Below are 23,417 nucleotides of genomic sequence, written 5' to 3'. Positions count from 1 at the left end.
CGCCACTTCCGAGGTGGTCAGCGGGCGATGCCACGGGCCCGATCGAGTCGGCCCCGGATCCCCCACTCGGCGACCTTGGACATCGCCTCGCGGATGTTCGACCCGCTCATCTTCGAAACGCCGAGTTCACGTTCGGTGAACGTGATGGGCACCTCCACGACGGTGAACCCGGCATTGATGGCCCGCCAGGTCAGATCGATCTGGAAGCAGTAGCCCTTCGAGTCGACCGCGCCGAGATCGATCTTCTCCAGCACCTCGCGCCGGTAGGCGCGGTAGCCAGCGGTGATGTCGTTGATATCGACCCCGAGCAGCACACGCGAATACGTGTTGGCGGTCCGCGACAACGCAAGCCGGCGCCACGGCCAGTTGCGCACCGTTCCGCCCGGCACGTAGCGCGAGCCGATCACCAGATCCGCACCGGCGTCGACCGCCTCGAGCAGCCGGCTCAGCTCTTCGGGGGCATGGCTGCCGTCGGCGTCCATCTCCACCAGCACCGTGTACTCGCGGCCCAGTCCCCAGGCGAACCCGGCGAGGTACGCGGCACCGAGGCCGTCTTTGCTGATCCGGTGCATGACGTGCACGCGGTCGGGGTCGGCCAGGGCGAGTTCGTCGGCCAGCTGGCCGGTACCGTCCGGGCTTCCGTCATCGACGATCAGCACATGTACGTCGGGCCGGGCGGCGTGCACGCGGCCCACGATGAGCGGGAGGTTCTCCCGCTCGTTATAGGTCGGAATGATCACCAGCGTGCGCCGGCTCGGCGACGCCGGGTTGCCCGGTCGCTCCGCTCCTGTCCCAGGAGTGGTCATGTGCTTCCTGTGTCCTTACTGCCCGGATCGGGCTCGTCTGCGTTGCCCCCGTCGGGCTGCAAATCTGTTTCACCGGATCCTGCGGCCCGGCGCCTTGGCACGAAGCTCCCATTGTGCAGCATGGCCGCGATCACAGCGGCAACGCCGATCGCCAGAAGCGCGATCTGGACGGCCGGGGCCCACCGCGTCGCGAAGGTGAGATTGGATTTGAGCCGCACCGCGGCGTCGAGATAACCCGGTTCGAAGAACTCGGTGCTGGCCAGTTCGCGGCCGTCCGGGGCGATGATCGCGCTGATCCCGACGGTGCCGGCCACCACCACGTAGCGATCGTGTTCGACGGCGCGCAGCCGGGCGAAGGCCAGCTGCTGGGCACTCATAGCGGCGTTGAACGTCGCGTTGTTGGCGGGAACGGCGAGCAGTTGGGCACCGTTGAGCACGGATTCGCGGGCGGCGCGGTCGAAGATCACTTCCCAGCAGGTGGTGATGCCGATCGGGATGCCCGCGGCCGTCACCACACCGTTGCCCGCACCGGGGACGAAGTAGCCGGCGCGATCGGCGTAGGACGAGATGTGCCGGAAGAGACTGCGCCAGGGCAGATATTCGCCGAAGGGTTGGACGATCTTCTTGTCGTGGCGTTCTCCAGGCCCGGTGAGCCCATCCCAGACCAGCACCGTATTGGTCGCGACGGGGGTTTCCGGCGTGAAGCCGGGGGCGCGCAGGACGGTGCCGACCAGGATCGGCGCATGGATGGCCCGGGCTGCCTCGGAGATCTCCGCGCCGGCGTCGGCATTGATCAGCGGGTCGATATCCGACGAGTTCTCCGGCCAGATCACGACCATGGGCTGCGGCGCGCGGCCGGCCTGGACATCCTCGGCCAGTCGCAGGGTCTCGTTGACGTGGTTGTCCAGCACCGCCCGCCGCTGGGCGTTGAAATCGAGCCCGAGACGCGGGACGTTGCCCTGGATCGCCGCGACGGTCACCGACGGGTGCTCACCGGAACCGGCGCCGGCCTTGTGGACGCCGGGCCACACCAGCGCAGTGCCCAGGAGTACGACGGACAGGCACACTCCGGGCAACACGACCTCGGGACGGGCGGCGTCGGAGGACGCCGCGGCATGATCGGGGTGACTGCGCCGCCACCACAGCACGATCTCCAGTGCGATCGCGGTGAGACTGAACCCGACCAGCGCCACGGCGGCCGACACCAGCGGTGCGCCGCCGACCTGCGCCAGCGGCAGCAGCGGCCCACCGGCCTGACCGAAGCCGACGACACCCCACGGAAAACCACCGAACGGCACCACGGATTTGAGCCACTCCCCGACCGCCCACTCGGCGGCGAACCACACCGGCCAGCCGGGTAGCTCGCGCACCACCACTGCCAGCAGCCCGAACAGTGCGGGGAACAGCGCCTGCAGCAACGCCAGCGCCAGCCACGGCAGGGTGCCGACCAGATTGCCGATCCATGGCAGCAGCGGGACGTAGAACGCCAGACCGAACACCAGCCCGTAGCCGAACCCGCCGGCGCGGGTGGTCTGAGTCCGGGTCAGCACCCAGCCCAGCAGCGCGAGCGACAGAAATGCGCAGTACCACCAGCCCCACGGCGGGAAACTCGCACACATCAGCAGGCCGGCCACCAGCGACACCGCAAACCTGGGCAGCCGCGGCAGCGTGATCTGGCGCAACCGAGCGCCGAGCCGGGCCAGCCGTCCAGGGCCGCTGCGTTCCGGCTGGGTTTCTGGCTCGGTTTCGGCTGCCGTCTCGGCTTCGGTTTCCGGTTCCGTCTCGACTTCGGGCTCGGTGTCAGCCATACAGGACCACACCCCGATGCACGGTCCGCAGGCAGCGCGGCGACCGTTCCGGTGTCAGCCTCGGCAACGCGGGCACCCGGGATCGCGGATCGGTGGACCACCGCTGCACGACCTCGGTGGCCGGGATGCTCACCTCCAGATCGCCGGCATCCCAGACCGCGTAGGACGCGGGCGCACCCGGCACCAGCGTGCCGGTGACTCCGTCGCGCACACCCGACGCCCGCCACGCACCGCGTGTTGCCGCGGAGAACGCCGCGCGCGCGGACACCGCGCTGCCCGGGGTGCGATGTTCGGAGGCGGCGCGCACGGATTGCCACGGGTCAAGCCCGGTGACCGGACTGTCGGAGCCGAAGGCGAGTGGCACGCCTTGGGATGCTAACAGCGCGAAGGGGTTGAGTTTGCCGGCTCGGTCAACCCCGAGGCGTTGGGCGTACATGCCGTCCGGCCCGCCCCAGAGGGCGTCGAAGTTGGGTTGCATGCTCGCGATGACGCCCACCGCACCCAGCCGCTCGGCCTGCTCAGGATCGACCATCTCCAGGTGTTCCAGTCGGTGCCCGCAACGGGCGACGGCAGGCCCCCCGAACCGGTCGGCCACGACCTGCAGGGCATTGACCACCGTGGTGACGGCGGCGTCGCCGATCACGTGGAATCCGGCCGTGACCCCGGCTTCGGTGCACGCCATCAGGTGGGCAGTGACCGCCGCGGCGTCCAGGTAGCTGTTGCCGCAGGTGTGCGGGGCATCCGCGTAGGGCTCGTGCAGCCAGGCGGTTCGCGACCCGAGGGCACCGTCGACGAACAGGTCGCCGGCCAGCCCGCGCGCGCCGGTGCGTTCGACCAGGGCTCGGGCCGCTTCGGCGCTTTCCACCGCCTCACCCCAATAGCCGATGACCTCGACACCGTGATCGAGGGACCGCAGCGCATCCCAGTCGTCGAGTCCGCCGATATCCGGGCCGGCGCATTCGTGCACGGCGGCGATGCCCAGGGCGGCGGCGGCATCCAGTGCGGCATGCTGGGCACCTTTGCGCTGCTCGGGTGACAGCAGGTCCCGGGCGGCGGCCCGCGCGGCGTGGTGCGCGGCGGCGGTCAGCGGCAGCTGCGGGTGATACCCGGGTACGGCCGTCAGTTCGGCGACCGTGCTGCGCAGACCCGTCGATGCCACAGCGGAGTGCACGTCGACCCGGCTCAGATAGGCGGGCCGCCCACCCAGCACGGCGTCGAGATCGGCGGTGGTCGGCGGTGCTGCGTCGGGCCAGGCCGTCTCATCCCAGCCGTGTCCCCAGACGATGCCGTGGGGATGGGCGGCTGCATACTCGGCGACCAGGCGCAGACAGTCCGCGCCCGACCGCGCGGTGCGCAGATCCAACCCGGTCAGCGCCAACCCAGTAGCTGTCGCGTGAACATGACTGTCCACGAACGCCGGAGCGACGAAGGCACCCGCGAGATCGACCACCTCGGCGAGTGGAAACTCGCTGCGGGCGGCGTCATCGGAGCCCAGCCATACGACCAGGCCGTCGCGCACCGCCATGGCGGTGGCATCGGGGGCGACCGGGCTGTGCACGCGCCCGTTGAGTAGCAGAGTGGTCACGAGGGTGACAGGGTACTCAGTCGACGCGGCGGTCCAGCGGGGTCGGGGTGATCACCTCGTCGACCACGTCGATGACCTCGCCGTCGACGTAATCACCGTGTGCAGTGGTCGCGGTGGTGCTGCTGTAGACCATGACCGGCACCGCGCGGCTGAGCTGGCGATTGATCAGGCGGTTGGCCAGCGGTCGGGCGGCGACCCTGGTCGGCGGGAGCAGTAGCAGCGCCCCCACCAGCGAGCTGGCCAGACCGGGGATGGCCACCAGCACCGTGCCGAGCGCGATCAGCACGCTGTCGGTGGCCAGCGAGGGGTCGTTCGCGCCGGGGCGAACGAAGCGGGAATCAGAACGGCTTCGCAGTGCCCCCTGCAGGCGAGCGAGCTGACGGGTCAGCTGCGCACCGGCCAGCGCCAGCCCCAGTCCGAACGCGGCCAGCAGGGCCAGCACTGTCCACCCGAACCCGATGGTCGACACCAAGCCCACGACGACCGCCAGTTCGACGAGGACGTAGACGAGGAACAGTCGCATTGCCATATCCGGTCAACGCACGAGAGCGCGAACTGGTTCCTAAGCCTCGACGGCCTGAACCTCGATCGCGGCATGCACCTTGTCGACACCGCCGCGCAGGACGGCCTGCGGGATCCACCACCACGCGTGCCACCAGTAGCGCCTGGTGACCATGTCGAACACCCGACGGGTCTCGGTCTTCGGCAGATTGCGGGCGACGGCCTCGACCGGTTCACCTTTGACCTTGCCCAGCACGCCGCACTTCTGGATGGTGACCCGCGGGGTGTTGTTGATCCGCTTGGTCTTCCAGGAACCGTCGTCGGTGGCGATCAGCAACTTGCCCTCGTGGGGCACGCCCCAGACGGTCGTGGGCTTGGGACGGCCGTCCTTGGTGAACGTGGTGAGGAGCAGGTACTTCTCGCGGTGGACGTCGTCGAAGGTCGGGGCCATGTGCTCATTCTGCGCCCTGCGCGCGGACGAGCCATGCGGTCAGAAGATCACCGTCTCGTTGTCATGGCGCAGGATGCGGTCCTGGCAATGCCACAGCACCGCGCGGGACAGCACGGCCCGCTCGACGTCGGCGCCGAGGCGCACCAGATCCTCGACGGCGTGGGTGTGGTCCACGCGCACCACGTCCTGTTCGATGATCGGGCCCTCGTCGAGGTCGGCCGTGACGTAGTGCGCGGTCGCACCGATCAGCTTCACCCCGCGTTCCCGGGCGCGACGGTAGGTGTTGGCGCCGATGAACGCCGGCAGGAACGAATGATGGATGTTGATCAGCGGGCACCCGATCTGGTCTAGGAACTCCGGCGTGACGATCTGCATGTAGCGCGCGAGTATCACCAGATCCACGTTGCCCCGCAGCAGTTCCAGCTGCCGCTGCTCGGCTTCGGCGCGGGTGTCGCGGGTGGCCGGGATGTAGACGAAGGGCACGTTGAACGCCCGCACCTGCTCGGCCAATTCGGGATGATTGGCGATCACCATCACCACCGTCATATCGAGCTCACCCCTGCGGTTGCGCCACAGCAGATCGAGCAGGCAGTGATCGGCGGTGGAGGCGAAGATGGCGACCCGTTTGGGCTTGGCGGCCTCGGTGAACCGGTAGTCGATATCGAACCGGGCGGCGAGCTCGGCGAATTCCCGATCCAGTTCAGGGCTCGCGGCGGTGAGTCCGGGCAGATGAAACACCGTGCGCTGCAGGAACGTTCCACCCTCAGGCTGGGTGGAGTGCTGGTCCAGCGAGATGATGTTGGCGCCCGCACGGGTCAGGAAGGTCGATACCGCGGCGACGATGCCGGCCCGGTCGGGACAGGTCAGCACCAACCTGCCGATATCTGCGTGCCGCGCGGCGCCTCGACTAGACGGCTGCACGGAGTTCGAGGCCGACATTGTTCTTCATGCCGCCGCGCAGCTTGGAGAACAGGTTGAACGTCTTTCCGAGCAGTCCGTACCGCGCCCCGATCGCGTCGTAGACCTTGCCGATCTCGGACTGGTCCAGGATGGCGGCGGTCGCCTCGACCGCCTCACTCTTGGCGTTGCCGCGGCGATCACAGATCGCGACCGTGACCCGCGGGGTGTTGCGGATCCGCTTGACCTTCCAGGACTTGCCCTGGGTGATGACCAACAGCCGGTCCCCATCCGGTGCCGCCCAGATGGCCGTCGGTTTGGCCCGGCCGTCCTTCGTGAAGGTGGTCAGCAGGATGTATTCGGCCTTGGCGACATCGGCGAAGGTGAGAGCCATGACTGTGAATCTAGTGGGCACCCGGGAGCACCGGGAAACTCAGCCTTCCAGATCGCCTTCGGTCTCCAACAGCACCTGCCGCAACCCGTCGAGAGTGTCCGCTTCCGGCTGCGCCCACATCCCCCGGCCGGCCGCCTCCAGCAACCGCTCCGCCATCCCGTGCAGGGCCCACGGATTGGACTCGGACATGAACTTGCGGTTCTCCGGGTCCAGCACGTAGGAGGCGCTCAACTGCTCGTACATCCAGTCCGACATCACGTGGGCGGTCGCGTCGTAGCCGAACAGATAGTCGACGGTGGCGGCCATCTCGAAGGCACCCTTGTAGCCGTGGCGACGCATCGCGTTGATCCAGCGCGGGTTCACCACGCGGGCCCGGAACACCCGGGTGGTCTCCTCGCTGAGGGTGCGGGTGCGCACGGCGTCGGGCCGGGTGTTGTCGCCGATATAGGCCGCCGGGTCCGCACCTGTGAGCGCCCGCACCGTCGCGATCATGCCGCCGTGGTACTGGAAATAGTCGTCCGAGTCGGCGATGTCGTGCTCACGGGTGTCGGTGTTCTTGGCCGCCACCGCGATCCGCCGATAAGCCTTGTTCATATCGTCGGCGGCAGGTGCGCCGTCCAGGTCCCGGCCGTAGGCGAAACCACCCCAGGCGGTGTAGACCTGTGCCAGATCGTTGTCGTCGCGCCAGTTGCGGCTGTCGATGAGTTGCAGCAGCCCGGCCCCGTAGGTGCCCGGTTTGGACCCGAAAATTCTTGTGGTGGCCCGGCGTTCGTCACGATGTTCGGCGATGTCGGCCTGGCTGTGCGCCCGGACGTAGTTGTCCTCGGGCGCCTCATCCAGGCCGGCGACCAGCCGAACCGCGTCGTCGAGCATGGTGACCACGTGCGGGAAGGCATCCCGGAAGAAGCCGGAGATGCGGACGGTGACGTCGATCCGGGGACGGCCCAGCTCGGCGAGCGTGATCGCCTCCAGGCTCACCACCCGCCGCGAGGCGTCATCCCACACCGGCCGGACACCCAGCAGCGCAAGCACTTCGGCGATATCGTCGCCAGCCGTGCGCATCGCCGACGTACCCCACACCGACAGGCCGACCGAGGCCGGCCACCGTCCGTGATCGGTGCGATAGCGCTCCAGCAGGGACTCCGCCATGGCCACCCCGGTGTCCCACGCAAGCCGGGACGGCACCGCCTTGGGGTCCACGGAGTAGAAGTTGCGCCCGGTGGGCAAGACGTTGACCAGCCCGCGCAGCGGCGACCCGGACGGGCCGGCCGGGATGTAGTGCCCGTCGAGTGCCCGCAGCACCGCGTCGATCTCACCGTCGGTGCCACGCAGCCGGGGCACCACTTCGTCGGCGGCGAACCGCAGGATGGCGGCCACCGTCGGATCCTCGGTCAGCCCGTCGACCGCCGCACGGTCCCAGCCACCGGCCTGGAGCGCCGCGACGAGTGCACGCGCGCGGGCCTCGGCGGCGTCCACGCTCGCCTTGTCGGCAGTGCCGTCCTCGGCCAGCCCGAGCGCCTGCCGCAGCCCCGGCACGGTCTGCTCTCCGCCGAACAGCTGGCGGGCGCGCAGGATGGCCAGGACCAGATCGAGTTCGGCCTCCCCCACCGGCGCCTGGCCGAGGATGTGCAGACCGTCGCGGATCTGGACATCCTTGATCTCGCAGAGCCACCCGTCGACGTGCAGCAGCATGTCGTCGAAGGAGTCCTCGTCCGGACGGTCTTCCAGGCCCAGATCGTGGTCCATCTTGGCCGCGCGCATCAGGGTCCAGATCTGCTGACGGATGGCCGGCAGCTTGGCCGGGTCCAGCGCGGACACATTGGAGTGCTCGTCGAGTAACTGCTCAAGACGCGCGATATCGCCATACGTTTCAGCGCGTGCCATCGGCGGGATCAGGTGGTCGACCAGCGTGGCGTGGGCGCGCCGCTTCGCCTGGGTGCCCTCGCCCGGATCGTTGACCAGGAACGGATAGATCAGCGGCAGGTCACCGAGCGCGGCATCGGGTCCGCACCCCGCCGACAGCCCGAGGGTCTTGCCGGGCAGCCATTCCAGGTTGCCGTGCTTACCCAGGTGCACGACGGCATCCGCGTTGAAGGAGTTGCCGAAGCCGTCATCCACCCAGCGATAGGCCGCCAGGTAGTGGTGACTGGGCGGCAGATCGGGGTCGTGATAGATCGCCACCGGGTTCTCGCCGAACCCGCGCGGCGGCTGCACCAGCAGCACGGTATTGCCCGACTGCATTGCGGCGATGACGATCTCACCGTCCGGATCGCGACTGCGGTCGACGAACAGCTCACCCGGCGGTGGGCCCCAGTGCTTCACGATCGCTTCGGCGAAATCTTGCGGCAGAGTGGCGAACCAGGCCCGGTAGTCCTTGGCCGAGACGCGGATCGGGTTGGCCTCCAGGGCATCCAGGGTCAACCAGTCGGGGTCCTGGCCACCGCGTTCGATGAGTGCGTGCACCAACGCGTCACCATCCCCGGCATCGACACCGGGCACCTCGCCGATGTCGTAGCCTGCCTGGCGCATGGCGCGCAGCAGCGCGACGGCGCTGGCCGGCGTGTCCAGCCCGACGGCGTTGCCGATGCGGGCGTGCTTGGTCGGATATGCCGAAAACACCAGGGCGACCCGCTTGTCGGCGGGCGCGATGTGACGCAGTCTCGCGTGCCGGACGGCCAGGCCGGCGACACGTGCACAGCGTTCCTGGTCTGCGGCATAGGTGATCAGGCCCTCGTCGTCGATCTCCTTGAAGGAGAACGGGACGGTGATGATGCGGCCGTCGAACTCCGGGACCGCGACCTGGGTGGCGACGTCCAGCGGGGACATACCGTCGTCGTTGTCCGCCCACCGGGCCCGTGAACTGGTCAGGCACAGTCCCTGCAGGATCGGAATATCAAGGGCCGCAAGATGCGCGACGTTCCAGCTGTCGTCGGAACCACCGGCGGTGGCCATGGCCGGTGTGGCGCCACCGGCCGCCAGCACGGTGGTGACGAGCGCATCGGCGGTGCCGAGCAACTGCAGGAGTTCGGGTTCGGCGGTGCGCAGCGACGCGCAGTAGACCGGCAGCGCCCTGCCTCCGGCCGCGTCGATGGCATCACACAGGGCCTCGACATAGCCGGTGTTGCCGGCCAGATGCTGCGCGCGGTAGTACAGCACTGCCACGGTCGGGCCGACTGCGGCACCGTCCCGTTCCAGCACACCCCAAGTGGGAATGCTGACCGGCGGTTCGAAACCGATACCCGTCATCAGCAGGGTGTCGGACAGGAACGCGTGCAGACCGCGCAGGTTCTCGGTGCCGCCCTGGGCCAGATAGATGTGCGCCTGCAGCGCCACCCCCGCGGGCACAGTGGAATGCCGCATCAATTCGGCGTCGGGCGACTGCTCCCCCGACAGCACGATGGTCGGGACACCGCTGCCGATGATGGCGTCGATACCCTGCTGCCAGCTGCGGTATCCGCCGAGAATGCGCACGATCGCGACGTCGACACCGTCGAGCAGGGTGGCGAGCTCGGCGTCGAGCTCATCCTCAAGCAGCCGCGACGGGTTGGCCCACCGATACTCCGCGCCCGAGGCGCGGGCGGTGATCAGGTCGGTATCGGACGTGGACAGCAGCAGGACAGACGGCACCGTCTATTCGTACCGCACGACCTGCGCTGCCCGGTCGGCGCCGTCAGCGCTCCGAGCGGCTCCAGCGGCCGTACCACGAATCCTGATACGGCGTCGCGAGGGCACCGAACACGAGGGCCACACCGATTCCGATGGCGATGAGTGAAACCATTGGTCACTCCTTTCTTCTGGCTGAAATCTACTTCCCGGGACCGCAGGTACCGGCTTTCTGTGCCGGAGGAGACAGCCGCCGCCGGACGTGAGCCACCTCACAGCGATACCCGTGGGATGCCTGTTGACCTGGCACTTGCCGGCACCGTTCGGCTTTCTGATCGGCCCTGGCCAAACCATTTACGGGATGCGCGCCGACTGGCGCAATGGACGGATGAGTCCTCGCCATTCGATCAACGTCACGAAACTCGGTGCGAATATCGGCGCCCGAATCGACGGGGTGCGCCTGTCCGCCGATCTGGACGGTCCCACCGTCGGGGCCATCAACGACGCCCTGCTCACGCACAAGGTCATCTTCTTCGGGAACCAGGAGCATCTCGACGACGCCGGCCAGCTCGCGTTCGCCGGCCTGCTGGGCACCCCGACCGGGGCCCATCCCACGGTGACCTCCCGGGGCGCGCACATCCTGCCCATCGATTCGCGCTACGACAAGGCCAACAGCTGGCATACCGATGTCACCTTCGTCGACCGGATTCCCAAGGCGTCGCTACTGCGCGCGGTGACCCTGCCCGACTACGGCGGCACCACCGTCTGGGCCAACACCCAGGCGGCCTACGAGCAGCTGCCGCCTCCGCTGCGGGCGCTGGTGGACAACCTGTGGGCGGTACACACCAATCAGTACGACTACGCCTCGGATGCCGCCGCCGACCTGGAGAAACTGTCCGACCACACCCGTGAGTACCGCGAAGAGTTCGTATCCGAGTACTTCGAGACCGAACACCCGGTGGTGCGGGTGCACCCGGAGACGGGACGGCGAGTGCTGTTGCTCGGACACTTCATCACACGCTTCATCGGCTTGAGGACCACCGAATCGGCAACCGTGTTCAACCTGCTGCAGGCCCGAGTCATCAAGCTGGAGAACACCGTTCGGTGGACCTGGTCGCCCGGTGACCTGGCGATCTGGGACAACCGAGCCACCCAGCACTACGCGGTGGCCGACTACGACGACCAGTTCCGCTACCTGAGCCGGGTGACGCTGGCCGGTGATATCCCGGTCGATGTCCGCGGGCAGCCCAGCCGGGCGGTGGCCGGTGACGCGTCGCGGTACTCGGAGGTGGTCAGCCCGGTACGGCTGGCCAGTTGAGTGGCTAGAGCCGGCCCATCTCCCGCGCCAGCAGCGCGTCTTCCAGGAATTCGTAGCGTGTGCATTCGTGGTGCTCGTGCGGTTCCACCGCGGCATGGATTTTTGCTCCCGCGGCATGTGCCGCATCGGCGAGCCTGCGCACATCCGGGTGCGGCAGATGGAGAGGTAGGTGACTGGTCAAGCTGGTCATGTCGATCACTTCCCGTGCTTCTTCGCCCACATCGCGGGCATGGTCCAAAACTACGAGCGCGGCAGTATTGACGATTGCGTAGACCGGTACTCGAGTTGTGGCCGCATACCGGTGCCGGTACGCAGGTCGTACGGTAGAGACGTGGCCCGGGTCCGTGACGACGATGCGTGCCCCGGCGCCCTCCAGGTACACCGGGCCGCCGATGGTGCACTGATCAGGATTCGCCTGGCCGGTGGCGCGATCACCCCGGCGCAACTCGCCGCGCTCGCGCACACCGCCGAGCAATTCGGCTCACCGGCAATGGAACTCACCTCGCGCGGCAATATCCAGATCAGGGCGATCACGGATACCGCCGCGGTGGCCTCGGCGATTGCCGGTGCCGGGCTGCTGCCGTCGCCCACGCATGAGCGGGTACGCAACATCGTCGCCTCCCCGCTGTCCGGGCGCAGCGGCGGCCTTCTCGACGTCCGGCCGCTGGTGACCGAACTCGACGCCGAGCTGTGCGCCTACCCCGAACTGGCCGGCCTGCCCGGACGGTTTCAGTTCGCCCTCGACGACGGCACCGGCGACGTATCCGGACTGCGGCCTGATGTCGGGGTGCACGCGGTCGACGCGGACACCTTCGCCGTGATCCTGGCCGGCCGGGACAGCGGCGTGCGCATCCCGGTCGGCGCGGCGGTACCGACCCTGATCTCGGTCGCGCAGCGCTTCGTCCAGGTCAAAGGTACCGCGTGGCGCGTCGCCGAACTCGCCGACGCGACCGTCCTGCTCGACTGCGCACGGCCGGGACCGCACTACCCGGCCATCCCCCACCCGCCGGTGGGCTGGATCACCCAGCGTGACGGGTTGGTCAGCCTCGGCGCCGCCGTGCCGCTGGGAGTGCTGCAGGCCCGGGTGGCCGAATTCCTGGCCGCCGTCGAGGCACCACTGATCATCACGCCGTGGCGCTCGGTGGTCATCAGCGATCTCGACGAAGGTGTCGCCGACACGGCGCTGAGGGTGCTCGCCCCCCTGGGGCTGGTGTTCGACGAGTCGTCCCCCTGGCTGAGCCTGAGTGCCTGCACGGGACGGCCCGGATGTGACAAATCTCTCTCTGATGTGCGTGCTGACGCACAGGCTGCGCTGAACGACGGCGCGCCGGGGGTTCACCGTCATTTCGTTGGCTGCCCACGGGCCTGCGGCAGTCCCTCGGGGGCAGAGGTACTGATCGCCACCGGACACGGCTACCAGGGCCGTCACCCGTAGGGTGATCTCGTGCTCGATTACGTCCGCGACGCCGCGGAGATCTACCGGCAATCGTTCGCGACCATCCGCGCCGAGGCCGACCTGACCCGCTTCCCCGATGACGTGTCGCGCGTCGTCGTCCGCCTCATCCACACCTGCGGACAGGTGGACCTCGGCGAGCACGTCGCCTTCAGCGACGACGTCGTCGCCCGGGCGCATACCGCGCTGGCCGCGGGCGCACCGATACTCTGCGACTCGTCCATGGTGGCCGCGGGTATCACCCGGTCCCGGCTGCCCGCCGACAACGAGGTGGTGTCGCTGGTCGCCGATCCGCGGGCACCCGAGTTGGCGGCCACGCTGGGCAGCACCCGCTCGGCCGCCGCGGTCGACCTGTGGGCCGACCGGCTCGACGGCGCGGTGCTGGCGATCGGCAATGCGCCGACCGCGCTGTTCCGGCTGCTCGAGCTGATCGACGAGGGCGCACCGGTGCCCGCCGCGGTGCTGGGTGGTCCGGTCGGCTTCGTCGGTTCGGCGCAGTCCAAGGACGAACTGATCGCCCGCCCGCGCGGGATGTCCTATCTGGTGGTGACCGGCCGGCGGGGCGGCAGCGCGATGGCGGCCGCCGCGGTGAATGCGATTGCGAGTGAACACGAATGACGACCAAAGGCACCCTCTACGGCGTCGGTCTGGGCCCCGGCGACCCCGAACTGGTCACGGTCAAGGCGGCCCGGCTGATCGGGTCGGCCGACGTGGTGGCGTATCACAGCGCCCGGCACGGCCGCAGCATCGCCCGCCGGATCGCCGAGCCGTATCTGCGCGACGGCCAGCTCGAGGAGCACCTGGTGTACCCGGTGACCACCGAGACCACCGAACACCCCGGCGGTTATGCCGGGGCGATGGAGGACTTCTACGCCGAGGCCGCCGAGCGGATCGCCACCCATCTGGATGCCGGGCGTGATGTCGCGCTGCTCGCCGAGGGCGATCCGCTGTTCTACAGCTCGTATATGCACATGCACACCCGGCTGACCGAGCGCTTCGACGCCGTCATCGTGCCGGGTGTGACGTCGGTGAGTGCGGCGTCGGCCGCCACCGGTACGCCACTGGTCCAGGGCGACGAGGTGCTGACCATCCTGCCCGGCACGCTCCCGGCCGCCGAGCTGACGCGACGGCTGGCCGATACCGACGCCGCCGTCATCATGAAGCTGGGAAAGTCCTATCCCGAGGTGCGCGAAGCGCTTTCGGCCACCAAACGGCTGGACCGCGCCTTCTATGTGGAACGTGCGAGCACTGACCAGCAGCGCGTACTGAACGCCGGCGAGGTCGACGAGGCATCGGTCCCCTATTTCTCCATCGTGATGGTGCCCGGCGAGGCGGCCCATCCGCGGAACGGTCGGTCCCCCGTCGCTTCGCTCGCCCCGGGTCATTCCCCCGTCGCTTCGCTCGCCCCGAAAAAAGGCAGCGTCGCGGTGGTCGGGCTGGGCCCCGGCGATCTGGACTGGATCACTCCGCAAACCCGCCGTGAGCTGGCCCGGGCCACCGATCTCATCGGCTATTTCCCCTATCTGGATCGGGTCGGCGTCCGTACCGGCCAGACCCGGCATCCCAGCGACAACACCGATGAACCGGCCCGCGCCCGGCTGGCCTGCGAGCTGGCTCAGCAGGGCAAGGCGGTGGTGGTGGTGTCCTCCGGCGACCCCGGTGTCTTCGCCATGGCCACCGCCGTCTTGGAAGAGGCCAAGGCGTGGCCGGACGTGCCGGTACGGGTGATCCCGGCAATGACTGCGGCGCAGGCGGTGGCCAGCCGGGTCGGCGCCCCGCTCGGGCATGACTACGCCGTCATCTCGCTGTCCGACCGGCTCAAGCCGTGGGACATCATCGCCAAGCGGGTCAGTGCGGCGGCCGCGGCCGATATGGCCATCGCGGTCTACAACCCGGCGTCCAAGACCCGGACCTGGCAGGTCGGTGCGATGAAAGAGCTGCTGCTTGCCCATCGCGACCCTGCCACCCCGGTCGTCATCGGCCGGGATGTCGCCGGTCCGCGCGAACAGGTGCGGGTGGTGACCCTGGGTGAGCTGAACCCCGCTGAAGTGGATATGCGCTGCATGTTGATCATCGGGTCCTCGCAAACACAGTGGCACGGAGACCGGGTGTTCACGCCCCGCTACTACCCGCGCTGACGCTTGTCAAAGATCGTTGACATGCGTCAGTAGCCGGTTTACTGTCCGCTCGTGATCCCGCGCAATCCCGATGACGTGACGGCGGACTGGCTCAGTGGTGTCCTCGGCACCGAGGTCCGCACCCTCGAGCTCAACCCGATCGGGACAGGCCAGACCGGAGCGACCTACCGACTGTCGGTCGGTTACACCGATGAGGTGGGGTTGCCCGCCAGCTTCGCGATCAAGCTGCCCTCCCAGGACGACGGGGTGCGGGATCGCGTCGCGATCGGCTACCGCTCCGAACACGCCTTCTACCGCGACGTCGCCGACCTGGTGTCGATACCCGTCCCGCACAGCTACTACTGCGAAATCGAAGACGAGGGTGCGGAATTCGCCCTGCTGCTCGCCGACTTGGCGCCCGCGGAGCAGGGTGACCAGATCGCCGGTTGCTCGTCCGGCGACGCCCTGCTGGCGGTGCGGGCGCTGGCCGGGCTGCACGCGCCGAGCTGGTGTGATCCGAAGTGGACGGACTTCCCCGGTATCGCCATGCCCCGACCCGATGAGGACATGGCCTTCGGGATGGGTGAGGTGGCCAAGATGGCCAGCGCAATCACCTTGGAAAAGCTCGGCGCCCGGATGACCGCGGCCGACCGCGACACGATGGAGGCCGCGCTGTCGGTGGTGACGCCGTGGCTGCTGGCCGAACCCGACCGGTTCGCGCTGCTGCACGGCGACTACCGGCTGGACAACATGCTCTTCGATCCAGGCCACACCGAGATCACCATCGTGGACTGGCAGACGCTGGGGTCCGGGCTTCCTGCTCGAGACCTGTCCTACTTCACCGCGACCAGCCTGGATCCGGATATCCGCGCGCAGGCGGAGGACCAGCTGGTCGACGCCTACCACGGGCAGCTCCTGGCCCTGGGCGTCACCGGCTACAGTCGCGAAACCTGTTGGCGCGACTATCGTCTGGGTATGTTGCAGGCTCCGCTGATCATCGCCTTCGGCACCGCGTTCGCCAGCTCCACCGACCGCGGCGACGAGATGATGCTCGCCATGGCCACGCGGTCCTGCGCAGCGATCCGCGAGCTCGACACGCTGGCGCTCATTTAGGTGACAGCCCGGACAGCCACGCCACCGCCGACGCCACCGTGCTCACCGTGCGGACACCGGGCGGCAACGCCGGGCGGTCCACCATGACGATGGGGACATCTGCCGTCTCGGCGGCCTTGATCTTGGCCTCGGTCATCGCGCCGCCGCTGTTCTTGGTGACCAGCGCATCGATCTTGAATTCGCGCAGCAATGCCAGCTCGGCCTCGTACTCGTAGGGGCCGCGGGACAGCAGCAGCTGGTGGTTGACCGGCAGCGTGCCCGGGTCCGGTGCGGTGACCGCGCGGATCAGGAACCAGGCGTCGACATCACGGAATGCTGCTGTGCCGGACCGCCCGGTGGTCAGGAATATCCGCGAAAACCCCTGAGCAGCAACGATCTTGGCCGCCTCGGTATCGGATCTCACCACGACGGCACGCCCGGCCGGCCACGCGGGGCGCGCCAGCACCAGATGCGGCAGCCCGGTCTCGGCGCAGGCCGCGGCGGCGTGGGCGGTGATGATCGCGGCGAACGGATGGGTGGCGTCGACCACCGCGGTTATCCCGTGCTCCCGCAGCCAGCCGGTCAAGCCGGCCACCCCGCCGAAGCCGCCGATCCGCACCTGCCCGACCGGCAGTGCCGGGTCCGGCACCCGCCCGGCCAGTGAACTGATCACCTCCACGTCCGGATGCAGGGCCGCGGCCAGCGCCCGGGCTTCACCGGTACCCCCCAGCAGCAGGACGCGCACTAGTGCCTGCTCCCGCGCCGGCGGCCCGACGAATACAGGTAGCTGTCGGTGAAACCCTCGGCCGCCAGAACATCGCCGACGAAGATGACCGCGGTCTTGGTGATATCCGCCTCTTTCATCTGGTCGGCCACGTCGCCGAGGGTGCCGCGCAGCACCTGTTGTGTCGGCCAGCTGGCAAAAGCCACCACAGCGCAGGGTGTTTCGTTCGTGTAGCCGCCCGCGGTCAAGTCCTCGACGATCGAATCGATCTGCGCCGCGGCCAGATGCAGCACCAGCGTCGCACCGGGCATCGACAATGCCGTCAGGTTCTCCTTCTCGGGCATCGCCGTCGACAACGTGGCCACCCGGGTCAAGGTGACCGTCTGCGCGACACCCGGGACCGTCAGTTCCCGCCCGAGGGCCGCCGCGGCCGCGGCGAAAGCCGGAACCCCCGGCACGATCTCGTAGTGCACGCCCTGGTCGTCGAGATGCCGGCACTGCTCGGCCAGCGCGCTGTAGATCGACGGATCCCCCGAATGCAGTCGCGCGACATCCAATCCGGCCCGGTCGGCCGCCACGAGCTCGTCGATGATCTGGGCCAGGGTCAGTGGGCCGGTGTCGATGATCTTCGCCTCGGGCGGACACAGCGAGAGAAGGTCTCTGGGCATGATCGAGCCGGCGTACAGGCAGACCTGGCAGCGCTGCAGCAGATTCTGGCCCCGCACGGTGATGAGGTCCGCGGCCCCCGGCCCGGCGCCGATGAAATACACCGTCACGGCTTGCTCACCGACCACTGGGTGACCGGGTACGCCGGGCGGAACCCGGTAAATCCACCCACGGGTTCGCCGCGGTAGTGCTGGAATCGGTGCAACTGCCCACCTATCGTCGAATACCTCTGGATGACAACGGCTTCTGATTCTGCCGTGACCACATTGGCCACCAGCCGGCCGCCGGAGACCAGGTGCGCCAAACAGCCGTCGAGCAGCCCCGGTGTGGTGATCCCGCCGCCCACGAAGATCGCCGACGGCGCCGGTGCGCCCGCGAAATCCTCGGGTGCCGCGCCGCGGACGTCGACGGCGACGCCGAAGGCACGCGCGTTGGCGGCTATGCGGTCGCGGCGCTGCGGGTCTCGTTCGAAGGCCACCGCCCGCAGGCCCGGCGCACTGCGGCACCATTCGACCGCGATACTGCCCGACCCGGATCCGACGTCCCACAACAGTTCCCCGGGTCGCGGACCGAGCGCGGCCAGGGTGACCGCCCGGATGCCCTGTTTGGTGATCTGTCCGTCGTGCGCGAACTCCGCATCGGGCAGCGTGTGGAACCGTCGGTCGTCGGGCAGGTAGCGCACGCCGATCACATTGAGGTCATCGACGACGCCGTCGAAGTGCTCGGCGGCCACCGTGTGGTGCACCCGTTCCCCCGGGCCGCCGAGCTGTTCGAGCACGGTGAATTCCGATGCGCCGCGCCCGGTTTCGGTGAGCACCTGAGCCAGCGTGGCGGGCGTGCCACCATCGCGGCTGAGCACCACCGCCTGCCCGCCCCGGCGCACCGCGGTGCGGGGATCTGCCGTCACGAGGCTGATCACCTCGGTGTCCTGAACCGACCAGCCCAGCCGGGAACACGCGAGCGTCACCGACGACACATGTGGCAGCACCCGGACCGCGGCAGCACCGAACACCCGGATCAGGGTGGCGCCGATCCCGTGCAGCATCGGGTCCCCCGAGGCCACCACGTGCACGGTGTCGAGCCCGTCGAACAGGGTCGGCAGCGCGGGCAGCATCGGCGAAGGCCACGCCCGCCGGGGCGCGGTGATGCTGTCGTCGAGCAGCTCGAGCTGCCGGGGTGCACCGTAAATTACGGCAGCCAAACGTAATTCATGTACAGAGCGGGGTGCCAGCCCGTGCATCCCGTCGGCGCCGATGCCCACCACCACGATCATCGCGGCATCTTCCGCCAGATCGACTGCGGCACCAACCGTGTCGCGACGATGAGCGGCCGGATCGCCCACGGCACCCACACCGCCGGTTTGCCGCGGGCCAGCGCCCGGGCGGCCGCCTCAGCCACCTGCTCGGGCGTGCTGGACAACGGTGCAGGCTGCATGCCTTCGGTCATGTGGCCGATGACGAAGCCCGGCCGCACGATCAGCACGCGCACTCCGGTGCCGTGCAACGCATCGGACAGCCCGCAGGCGAAACCGTCCAGACCGGCCTTGGCCGAACCGTAGACGTAGTTGGCGCGGCGCACCCGGGCGCCGGCGATCGAGGAGAACACCACCAACTGCCCGCGGCCGCGGGCCCGCATCCCCGCCGCAAGCACCGTCAGCAGGCTGACCTGGGCCACGTAATCGGTGTGCACGACGGCCACGGCATGCGCCGGGTCGGTTTCGGCGCGCTCCTGGTCGCCGAGAATCCCGAAGGCCAGCACCGCCGTCCCGATGGGACCGACCTCCGACTCGATCGCGGCCACCACCGCCGGATGCGCGGCGATGTCATCGGCGTCGAACTCGCGGACGTGCACACCGACGGCGCCCGCGCCCTGCAGCGCGGTGATCTGTTCGGTGAGCGCATCGGCGCGCCGGGCCGCGAGCACCACGGTGTTCCCAGGTGCCAGCCTGGTGGCCAATTCGAGGCCGATCTCGCTTCGCCCACCGAAAATCACCACGGGGCCGGGTGTGTCCTCCATGGCTGCGATTATGGCCTGCGCTAGCGTGGACCCCGATGGCTACACCTGGTCGCAAGACCACCACCCGGCTGACCAACGATGCCTTGGCATTCCTGACCGAGCGGCATCTGGCCATGCTGACCACCCTGCGCAGCGACAACTCGCCGCACGTGGTGGCCGTCGGCTTCACGTTCGACCCCAAGACCCACATCGCCCGGGTGATCACCACCGGCGGGTCGCAGAAGGCGGTCAACGCCGCCGAGCGCGGGGTCGCGGTGCTCAGCCAGGTTGACGGGGCACGTTGGCTCTCGCTGGAAGGTGCCGCCACCGTCAGCTCGGAACCTGACGATGTGCGCGACGCCGAACTGCGGTATGCCCAGCGTTACCGCACCCCGCGGGTCAACCCGCGCCGAGTGGTCATCGAGGTCCGCGTCCAGCGTGTGCTGGGTTCCTCGAGCCTGCTGGATCGCGGAGAGTCGACCTAGACCTTCGGTCAGTTTCGCGCGCCGATGCGGCCGACGGGCGTGTCGTGGCTCAAACCGGCACCACGATCAGGTCGTGTGGACGGTTGTTGACCGACTCGGCCCCGTCCTCGGTGACGATCACGATGTCCTCGATCCGGGCCCCCCACTGGCCCGGAAAATAGATCCCCGGCTCCACCGAGAAGGCCATGCCCGGTTCCAGCGTCAAGTCGTTGCCGGCGACGATGTAGGGCTCCTCGTGCACCGACAGCCCGATCCCGTGCCCGGTGCGGTGCACGAACACCTCGGCCAGGCCCTGGGCTGCCAGCACATCGCGCGCCACCGCGTCCACGGCCCCCGCGCTCATTCCCGGACGCACCGCCGCCACGGCGTCGGCCTGGGCCTGCTGCAGCACGGCGTATTGCCGCGCCACCTCGGGGCGGGGTTCGCCGATGCTGTAGGTGCGGGTGGAATCGGAGTTGTAGCCCGGCTCGTACGGGCCACCGATGTCGACGACGACGATATCCCCGGCGCGCAGCACCCGATCCGAGCATTCGTGGTGGGGGTCCGCACCGTTGGGCCCGGAGCCGACGATGATGAACGCCACCTCGGAATGTCCTTCGGCGACAATCGCTTCGGCGATATCGGCGGAAACCTCGGCCTCGGTGCGGCCGGGCACCAGGAACTCCGGCACGCGTGCGTGCACCCGGTCGATGGCCGCGCCGGCCTTGCGCAACGCATCGATCTCGGCGGGGTCCTTGATCATCCGTAGCCGGCGCAGCACGTCGGTGGCCAGCACCGGCACGGTGCCGAGAAGATCCGCCAGCGGGAGCAGATGCAGAGCCGGCATCGAGTCGGTGACGGCGACCGCACTTCCGGTCAACGCGTCGGCCACCAGCTGGTACGGGTTCTCCCCGTCCACCCAATCACGCACCGTCACACCGAGATCCGGCACAGCGGACTCTTTCAGCGCGGCCAGTTCCAGGCGCGGCACGACGACGGTCGGCGCCGACCCGTCGGCCGGCAGCACCAACGCGGTCAGCCGCTCGAAGGTCTGCGCCCGTGATCCCACCAGATAGCGCAGGTCGTATCCCGGTGTGATGACCAGTCCGGCCAGCCCGGCCTCGGCGGCGCTGGCCGCGGCCACCCGAAGCCGTTGTGCGTATACGTCGGTACTGAAGCGGCCCGTCATGGTGGCCAGGTTATAGGGGTGTCCGATAGGTGGCGACTTCGACCAGGTTTCCTTCCGGGTCCCGGCAGTAGTGCGAGGACATCGGACCCAACGCACCGGTCTTGGTCACCGGACCCTCGGTGATCTCGATCCCGCAGGCCCGCAGGTGGTCGCCGACCTCGTCGGCGCCGGCGTCGACGATGAAGCAAAGATCCTGCGATCCGGGCACATCGGCCGCCGCGGTGACCCAGTTCGGTGCACCGGTGGGACGCACGTTGAGCTTCTGTCGGCCGAAGGCGAGGGCGATCCGTCCGGGAGCGAACTCCTCCCGGCGCATCCCGAGCACGCCGACGTACCACTCGATGGTGGTTTCGGGGTCACGGCAGTTCAGCACGACGTGGTCGATGCGATCGACGGTGAAGGTCATACCTCGCGATACTGTCAGGCCATGCTGAGGGACATCCGTGAACTGGCTGACCAGCGCGACATCTACGCCGAGGCCGGTCATGAGTGAGCCGGTGCTGCTCCTCGACGGGGCCAGCATGTGGTTCCGGTCGTACTTCGGTGTGCCGTCCTCGATCACGGCCCCCGACGGACGGCCGGTCAATGCGCTGCGCGGTTTCCTGGACAACATCGCCGCCCTGGTCACCACCCACCGGCCCGGACGGTTGGTGGTGTGCCTCGACCTGGACTGGCGGCCGCAGTGGCGGGTGGACCTCATCCCGACCTACAAGGCGCACCGGGTTGCGGTCGAAGAACCGGCCGGACAGCCGGATATCGAGGAGGTGCCCGACGATCTGACCCCGCAGGTCGACATGATCATGGCGATGCTGGACGCCTTCGGGATCGCCACCGCGGGCGCGCCGAGTTACGAGGCCGACGATGTGCTGGGCACGCTCGCCGCGCGGGAGCAGGGCGACCCGGTGATCGTGGTCAGCGGTGACCGGGATCTGCTCCAACTCGTCGGCGACGGGCCGCCGAGCGTCCGCGTCTTCTATATCGGCCGGGGTCTGGCCAAGGCCACGCTGTTCGGCCCCGCCGAGGTGGCCGATACGTACGGCGTGCCGATCGAGCGGGCCGGACCGGCCTACGCCGAGCTGGCCCTGCTGCGTGGTGACGCCTCCGACGGGCTACCCGGCGTCGCGGGTATCGGCGAGAAGACCGCCGCCACCCTGCTGGGCCAATACGGTTCGCTGGAAGCGATCGTCGCGGCCGCCGCGGACCCGTCGTCGAAACTGCCTGGTGCTCAGCGCAAGAAACTGCTCGCCGCCACGGAGTACATCACCGCAGCCGAGCCGGTGGTGCGCGTCGCCACCGATGCCGCCGTGACGATGTCGACAGCGACCGACACCTTGCCGCTGGTGGCCGCGGACCCGGGCCGAGTGGCCGAGCTGGCCGGGGAATTGGGTGTGACGTCCTCGATCGCCCGGCTGCAGAAGGCGCTCGACAGACTGTGAACACAGAACGGCCCCGAAAACTCGAGGTTTTCGGGGCCGTTCGGAACAGCGGAGCTACTTGGGTCGACCGACCTCGTAGGTGCCCTTGTCGTCCTGGAAGGTCACGGTCACCTGACGTTTGGTGCCGTCGATGCTGACCACGCACTCGAAGCTGTCACCCTTTTTCACCGTCGGGCTGTTGCCGTCGTTGCAGGTGACATCCTTGACGTTCTTGGCGCCGTAACCGTTGGCCTCGTCGGTGAGAATCTGCTGCACACCGGTCTGCGCCGCGCCGACGTCGAGCTTGGTGGTGACGAACCAGCCCGGCTTCCAGAAGCCGAGCACGAGCACCACGGCCACGATGACCGCGGCGAGCAGGCCGACGACACCGCCGATCACGGCGAGCGACTTCTTCGAGCCCTCCTCGGCCGGGCCGGGCGCGCCGTACGGCGAATACTGCTGGTCGCACTGGCCCGGCTGGCCGTACGGCTGAGGCTGCCCGTACTGCTGGGCCGACGGGTCGTACGGCTGGGGCTGCCCGTACTGCTGCGGGTATCCCTGCGGTGCGTATGCGGTGGGCTGCTGGCCGTACTGATCCGGCTGCGGCGCGTACTGCTGCGGGTTGTACGGCGGCGGCGCGGGCGGCTGGTACTGCGGGTACTGCGGCGTCTGATATGCCGGCGGCTGCCAGGCCGGTGCCTCCGTGGTGGGCTGTTCGGGCGTGGACGGCGGCTGCCAAGCGGTCTGCTCACTCGGCGGCTGCGCTCCGCCGGACTGCGGCGGCTGACCCGGCCACGGCTGCGTCGGGTCAGGTCCCTGCGGTCCGCTCATGTCTCTCCTTGGTTGAGGTCCGTTGGCAACACAGTACCGTTGTTGGCTGCTGAGCAGGCGTAACCGCCAGCCAGCGCGGCCCGCCCGATTCTGGCCGGAGCCGGCTCG

23 protein-coding genes are annotated in these 23,417 nt (G+C 68.8%); 7 read left to right on the top strand and 16 right to left on the bottom strand.

Annotated elements, in window-relative coordinates:
• Positions 1-17: 17 nt before the first annotated feature.
• From FHU31_RS15470 to cobN, 8 genes are read right to left on the bottom strand one after another with little or no spacing between them, the layout of a single operon-like run.
• A complete protein-coding gene (locus FHU31_RS15470) occupies positions 18-806 on the bottom strand; it encodes a polyprenol monophosphomannose synthase (protein WP_167159645.1) in 789 nt (262 codons plus the stop codon).
• Positions 803-2,614, bottom strand: a complete 1,812-nt coding sequence (gene lnt, locus FHU31_RS15465) for an apolipoprotein N-acyltransferase (protein WP_167159643.1) — start codon at positions 2,612-2,614, stop codon at positions 803-805. Before lnt ends, FHU31_RS15470 begins: the two co-directional genes overlap by 4 nt.
• Positions 2,607-4,199: an amidohydrolase gene (locus FHU31_RS15460; RefSeq protein ID WP_167159641.1), complete on the bottom strand. Its 1,593-nt coding sequence runs from the start codon at positions 4,197-4,199 to the stop codon at positions 2,607-2,609. Before FHU31_RS15460 ends, lnt begins: the two co-directional genes overlap by 8 nt.
• Before the next feature lie 16 nt (positions 4,200-4,215).
• Positions 4,216-4,728, bottom strand: a complete 513-nt coding sequence (locus tag FHU31_RS15455) for an FxsA family protein (RefSeq protein ID WP_167159639.1) — start codon at positions 4,726-4,728, stop codon at positions 4,216-4,218.
• Positions 4,729-4,761: 33 nt separating this feature from the next.
• Positions 4,762-5,151 carry a PPOX class F420-dependent oxidoreductase gene (locus FHU31_RS15450; protein WP_167159637.1) on the bottom strand — a complete coding sequence of 130 codons (390 nt, stop codon included), beginning with the start codon at positions 5,149-5,151 and terminating at the stop codon, positions 4,762-4,764.
• Positions 5,152-5,190: 39 nt separating this feature from the next.
• Positions 5,191-6,090: a formyltetrahydrofolate deformylase gene (gene purU, locus FHU31_RS15445; RefSeq protein WP_167159627.1), complete on the bottom strand. Its 900-nt coding sequence runs from the start codon at positions 6,088-6,090 to the stop codon at positions 5,191-5,193.
• Entirely contained in the window at positions 6,059-6,442 is a 384-nt protein-coding gene (locus tag FHU31_RS15440; protein ID WP_167159626.1) for a PPOX class F420-dependent oxidoreductase, read from the bottom strand. Before FHU31_RS15440 ends, purU begins: the two co-directional genes overlap by 32 nt.
• Before the next feature lie 39 nt (positions 6,443-6,481).
• On the bottom strand, positions 6,482-10,069 hold the full coding sequence (cobN, locus tag FHU31_RS15435) for a cobaltochelatase subunit CobN (protein WP_167159625.1): 3,588 nt from the start codon (positions 10,067-10,069) through the stop codon (positions 6,482-6,484).
• A 364-nt stretch (positions 10,070-10,433) separates the two neighbouring features.
• On the opposite strand from cobN, the gene FHU31_RS15430 reads away from it, so the two are divergent.
• On the top strand, positions 10,434-11,363 hold the full coding sequence (locus FHU31_RS15430; protein WP_167159624.1) for a TauD/TfdA dioxygenase family protein: 930 nt from the start codon (positions 10,434-10,436) through the stop codon (positions 11,361-11,363).
• Between the two features lie 4 nt (positions 11,364-11,367).
• Here the strand turns inward: FHU31_RS15430 and FHU31_RS15425 are convergent, their stop codons facing one another.
• Positions 11,368-11,553, bottom strand: coding sequence for a hypothetical protein (locus FHU31_RS15425; protein WP_167159622.1), 186 nt, complete (start codon positions 11,551-11,553; stop codon positions 11,368-11,370).
• Between the two features lie 141 nt (positions 11,554-11,694).
• Here FHU31_RS15425 and cobG point away from each other — a divergent pair, with 141 nt between their 5' ends.
• The 4 genes from cobG to FHU31_RS15405 are packed head-to-tail and all read left to right on the top strand — an operon-like array spanning position 11,695 to position 16,046.
• Positions 11,695-12,798, top strand: a complete 1,104-nt coding sequence (gene cobG, locus FHU31_RS15420) for a precorrin-3B synthase (protein WP_167159619.1) — start codon at positions 11,695-11,697, stop codon at positions 12,796-12,798.
• A gap of 9 nt (positions 12,799-12,807) precedes the next feature.
• Positions 12,808-13,434 carry a precorrin-8X methylmutase gene (locus tag FHU31_RS15415; RefSeq protein WP_090357674.1) on the top strand — a complete coding sequence of 209 codons (627 nt, stop codon included), beginning with the start codon at positions 12,808-12,810 and terminating at the stop codon, positions 13,432-13,434.
• Positions 13,431-14,954, top strand: a complete 1,524-nt coding sequence (locus tag FHU31_RS15410) for a precorrin-2 C(20)-methyltransferase (RefSeq protein ID WP_167159617.1) — start codon at positions 13,431-13,433, stop codon at positions 14,952-14,954. The genes FHU31_RS15415 and FHU31_RS15410 overlap by 4 nt, the downstream gene beginning before the upstream one ends.
• Positions 14,955-15,005: 51 nt before the next feature.
• Positions 15,006-16,046 (top strand): phosphotransferase family protein, encoded by a 1,041-nt coding sequence (locus FHU31_RS15405; protein ID WP_167159615.1) that lies wholly within the window; start codon positions 15,006-15,008, stop codon positions 16,044-16,046.
• Here FHU31_RS15405 and FHU31_RS15400 read toward each other — a convergent pair.
• The 4 genes from FHU31_RS15400 to FHU31_RS15385 are packed head-to-tail and all read right to left on the bottom strand — an operon-like array spanning position 16,039 to position 19,431.
• Positions 16,039-16,770 (bottom strand): cobalt-precorrin-6A reductase, encoded by a 732-nt coding sequence (locus FHU31_RS15400; RefSeq protein ID WP_167159613.1) that lies wholly within the window; start codon positions 16,768-16,770, stop codon positions 16,039-16,041. The two genes, FHU31_RS15405 and FHU31_RS15400, sit on opposite strands and share 8 nt — an antisense overlap.
• Positions 16,770-17,525 carry a precorrin-4 C(11)-methyltransferase gene (gene cobM / locus FHU31_RS15395; protein ID WP_167159611.1) on the bottom strand — a complete coding sequence of 252 codons (756 nt, stop codon included), beginning with the start codon at positions 17,523-17,525 and terminating at the stop codon, positions 16,770-16,772. The genes FHU31_RS15400 and cobM overlap by 1 nt, the downstream gene beginning before the upstream one ends.
• Positions 17,522-18,688, bottom strand: a complete 1,167-nt coding sequence (cbiE, locus tag FHU31_RS15390) for a precorrin-6y C5,15-methyltransferase (decarboxylating) subunit CbiE (RefSeq protein WP_167159609.1) — start codon at positions 18,686-18,688, stop codon at positions 17,522-17,524. Before cbiE ends, cobM begins: the two co-directional genes overlap by 4 nt.
• Entirely contained in the window at positions 18,685-19,431 is a 747-nt protein-coding gene (locus tag FHU31_RS15385) for a decaprenylphospho-beta-D-erythro-pentofuranosid-2-ulose 2-reductase (protein WP_167159607.1), read from the bottom strand. The genes cbiE and FHU31_RS15385 overlap by 4 nt, the downstream gene beginning before the upstream one ends.
• Before the next feature lie 35 nt (positions 19,432-19,466).
• On the opposite strand from FHU31_RS15385, the gene FHU31_RS15380 reads away from it, so the two are divergent.
• Positions 19,467-19,895 (top strand): F420-dependent biliverdin reductase, encoded by a 429-nt coding sequence (locus tag FHU31_RS15380; RefSeq protein ID WP_167159605.1) that lies wholly within the window; start codon positions 19,467-19,469, stop codon positions 19,893-19,895.
• A gap of 49 nt (positions 19,896-19,944) precedes the next feature.
• Here the strand turns inward: FHU31_RS15380 and FHU31_RS15375 are convergent, their stop codons facing one another.
• Both FHU31_RS15375 and FHU31_RS15370 read right to left on the bottom strand, forming a co-directional pair.
• On the bottom strand, positions 19,945-21,063 hold the full coding sequence (locus FHU31_RS15375; protein ID WP_167159603.1) for a M24 family metallopeptidase: 1,119 nt from the start codon (positions 21,061-21,063) through the stop codon (positions 19,945-19,947).
• A 10-nt stretch (positions 21,064-21,073) separates the two neighbouring features.
• On the bottom strand, positions 21,074-21,469 hold the full coding sequence (locus FHU31_RS15370; protein WP_167159601.1) for a VOC family protein: 396 nt from the start codon (positions 21,467-21,469) through the stop codon (positions 21,074-21,076).
• 79 nt (positions 21,470-21,548) lie between these two features.
• On the opposite strand from FHU31_RS15370, the gene FHU31_RS15365 reads away from it, so the two are divergent.
• A complete protein-coding gene (locus FHU31_RS15365; protein WP_167159599.1) occupies positions 21,549-22,499 on the top strand; it encodes a 5'-3' exonuclease in 951 nt (316 codons plus the stop codon).
• 54 nt (positions 22,500-22,553) lie between these two features.
• Here the strand turns inward: FHU31_RS15365 and FHU31_RS15360 are convergent, their stop codons facing one another.
• Positions 22,554-23,309, bottom strand: a complete 756-nt coding sequence (locus FHU31_RS15360; protein ID WP_167159597.1) for a DUF4333 domain-containing protein — start codon at positions 23,307-23,309, stop codon at positions 22,554-22,556.
• Positions 23,310-23,417 lie beyond the last annotated feature (108 nt).

Source organism: Mycolicibacterium fluoranthenivorans (assembly GCF_011758805.1).
GTDB lineage: Bacteria > Actinomycetota > Actinomycetes > Mycobacteriales > Mycobacteriaceae > Mycobacterium > Mycobacterium fluoranthenivorans.
Note: the sequence above shows the minus strand (reverse complement) of the source record. Positions and strands in the feature narration are given on the sequence as shown.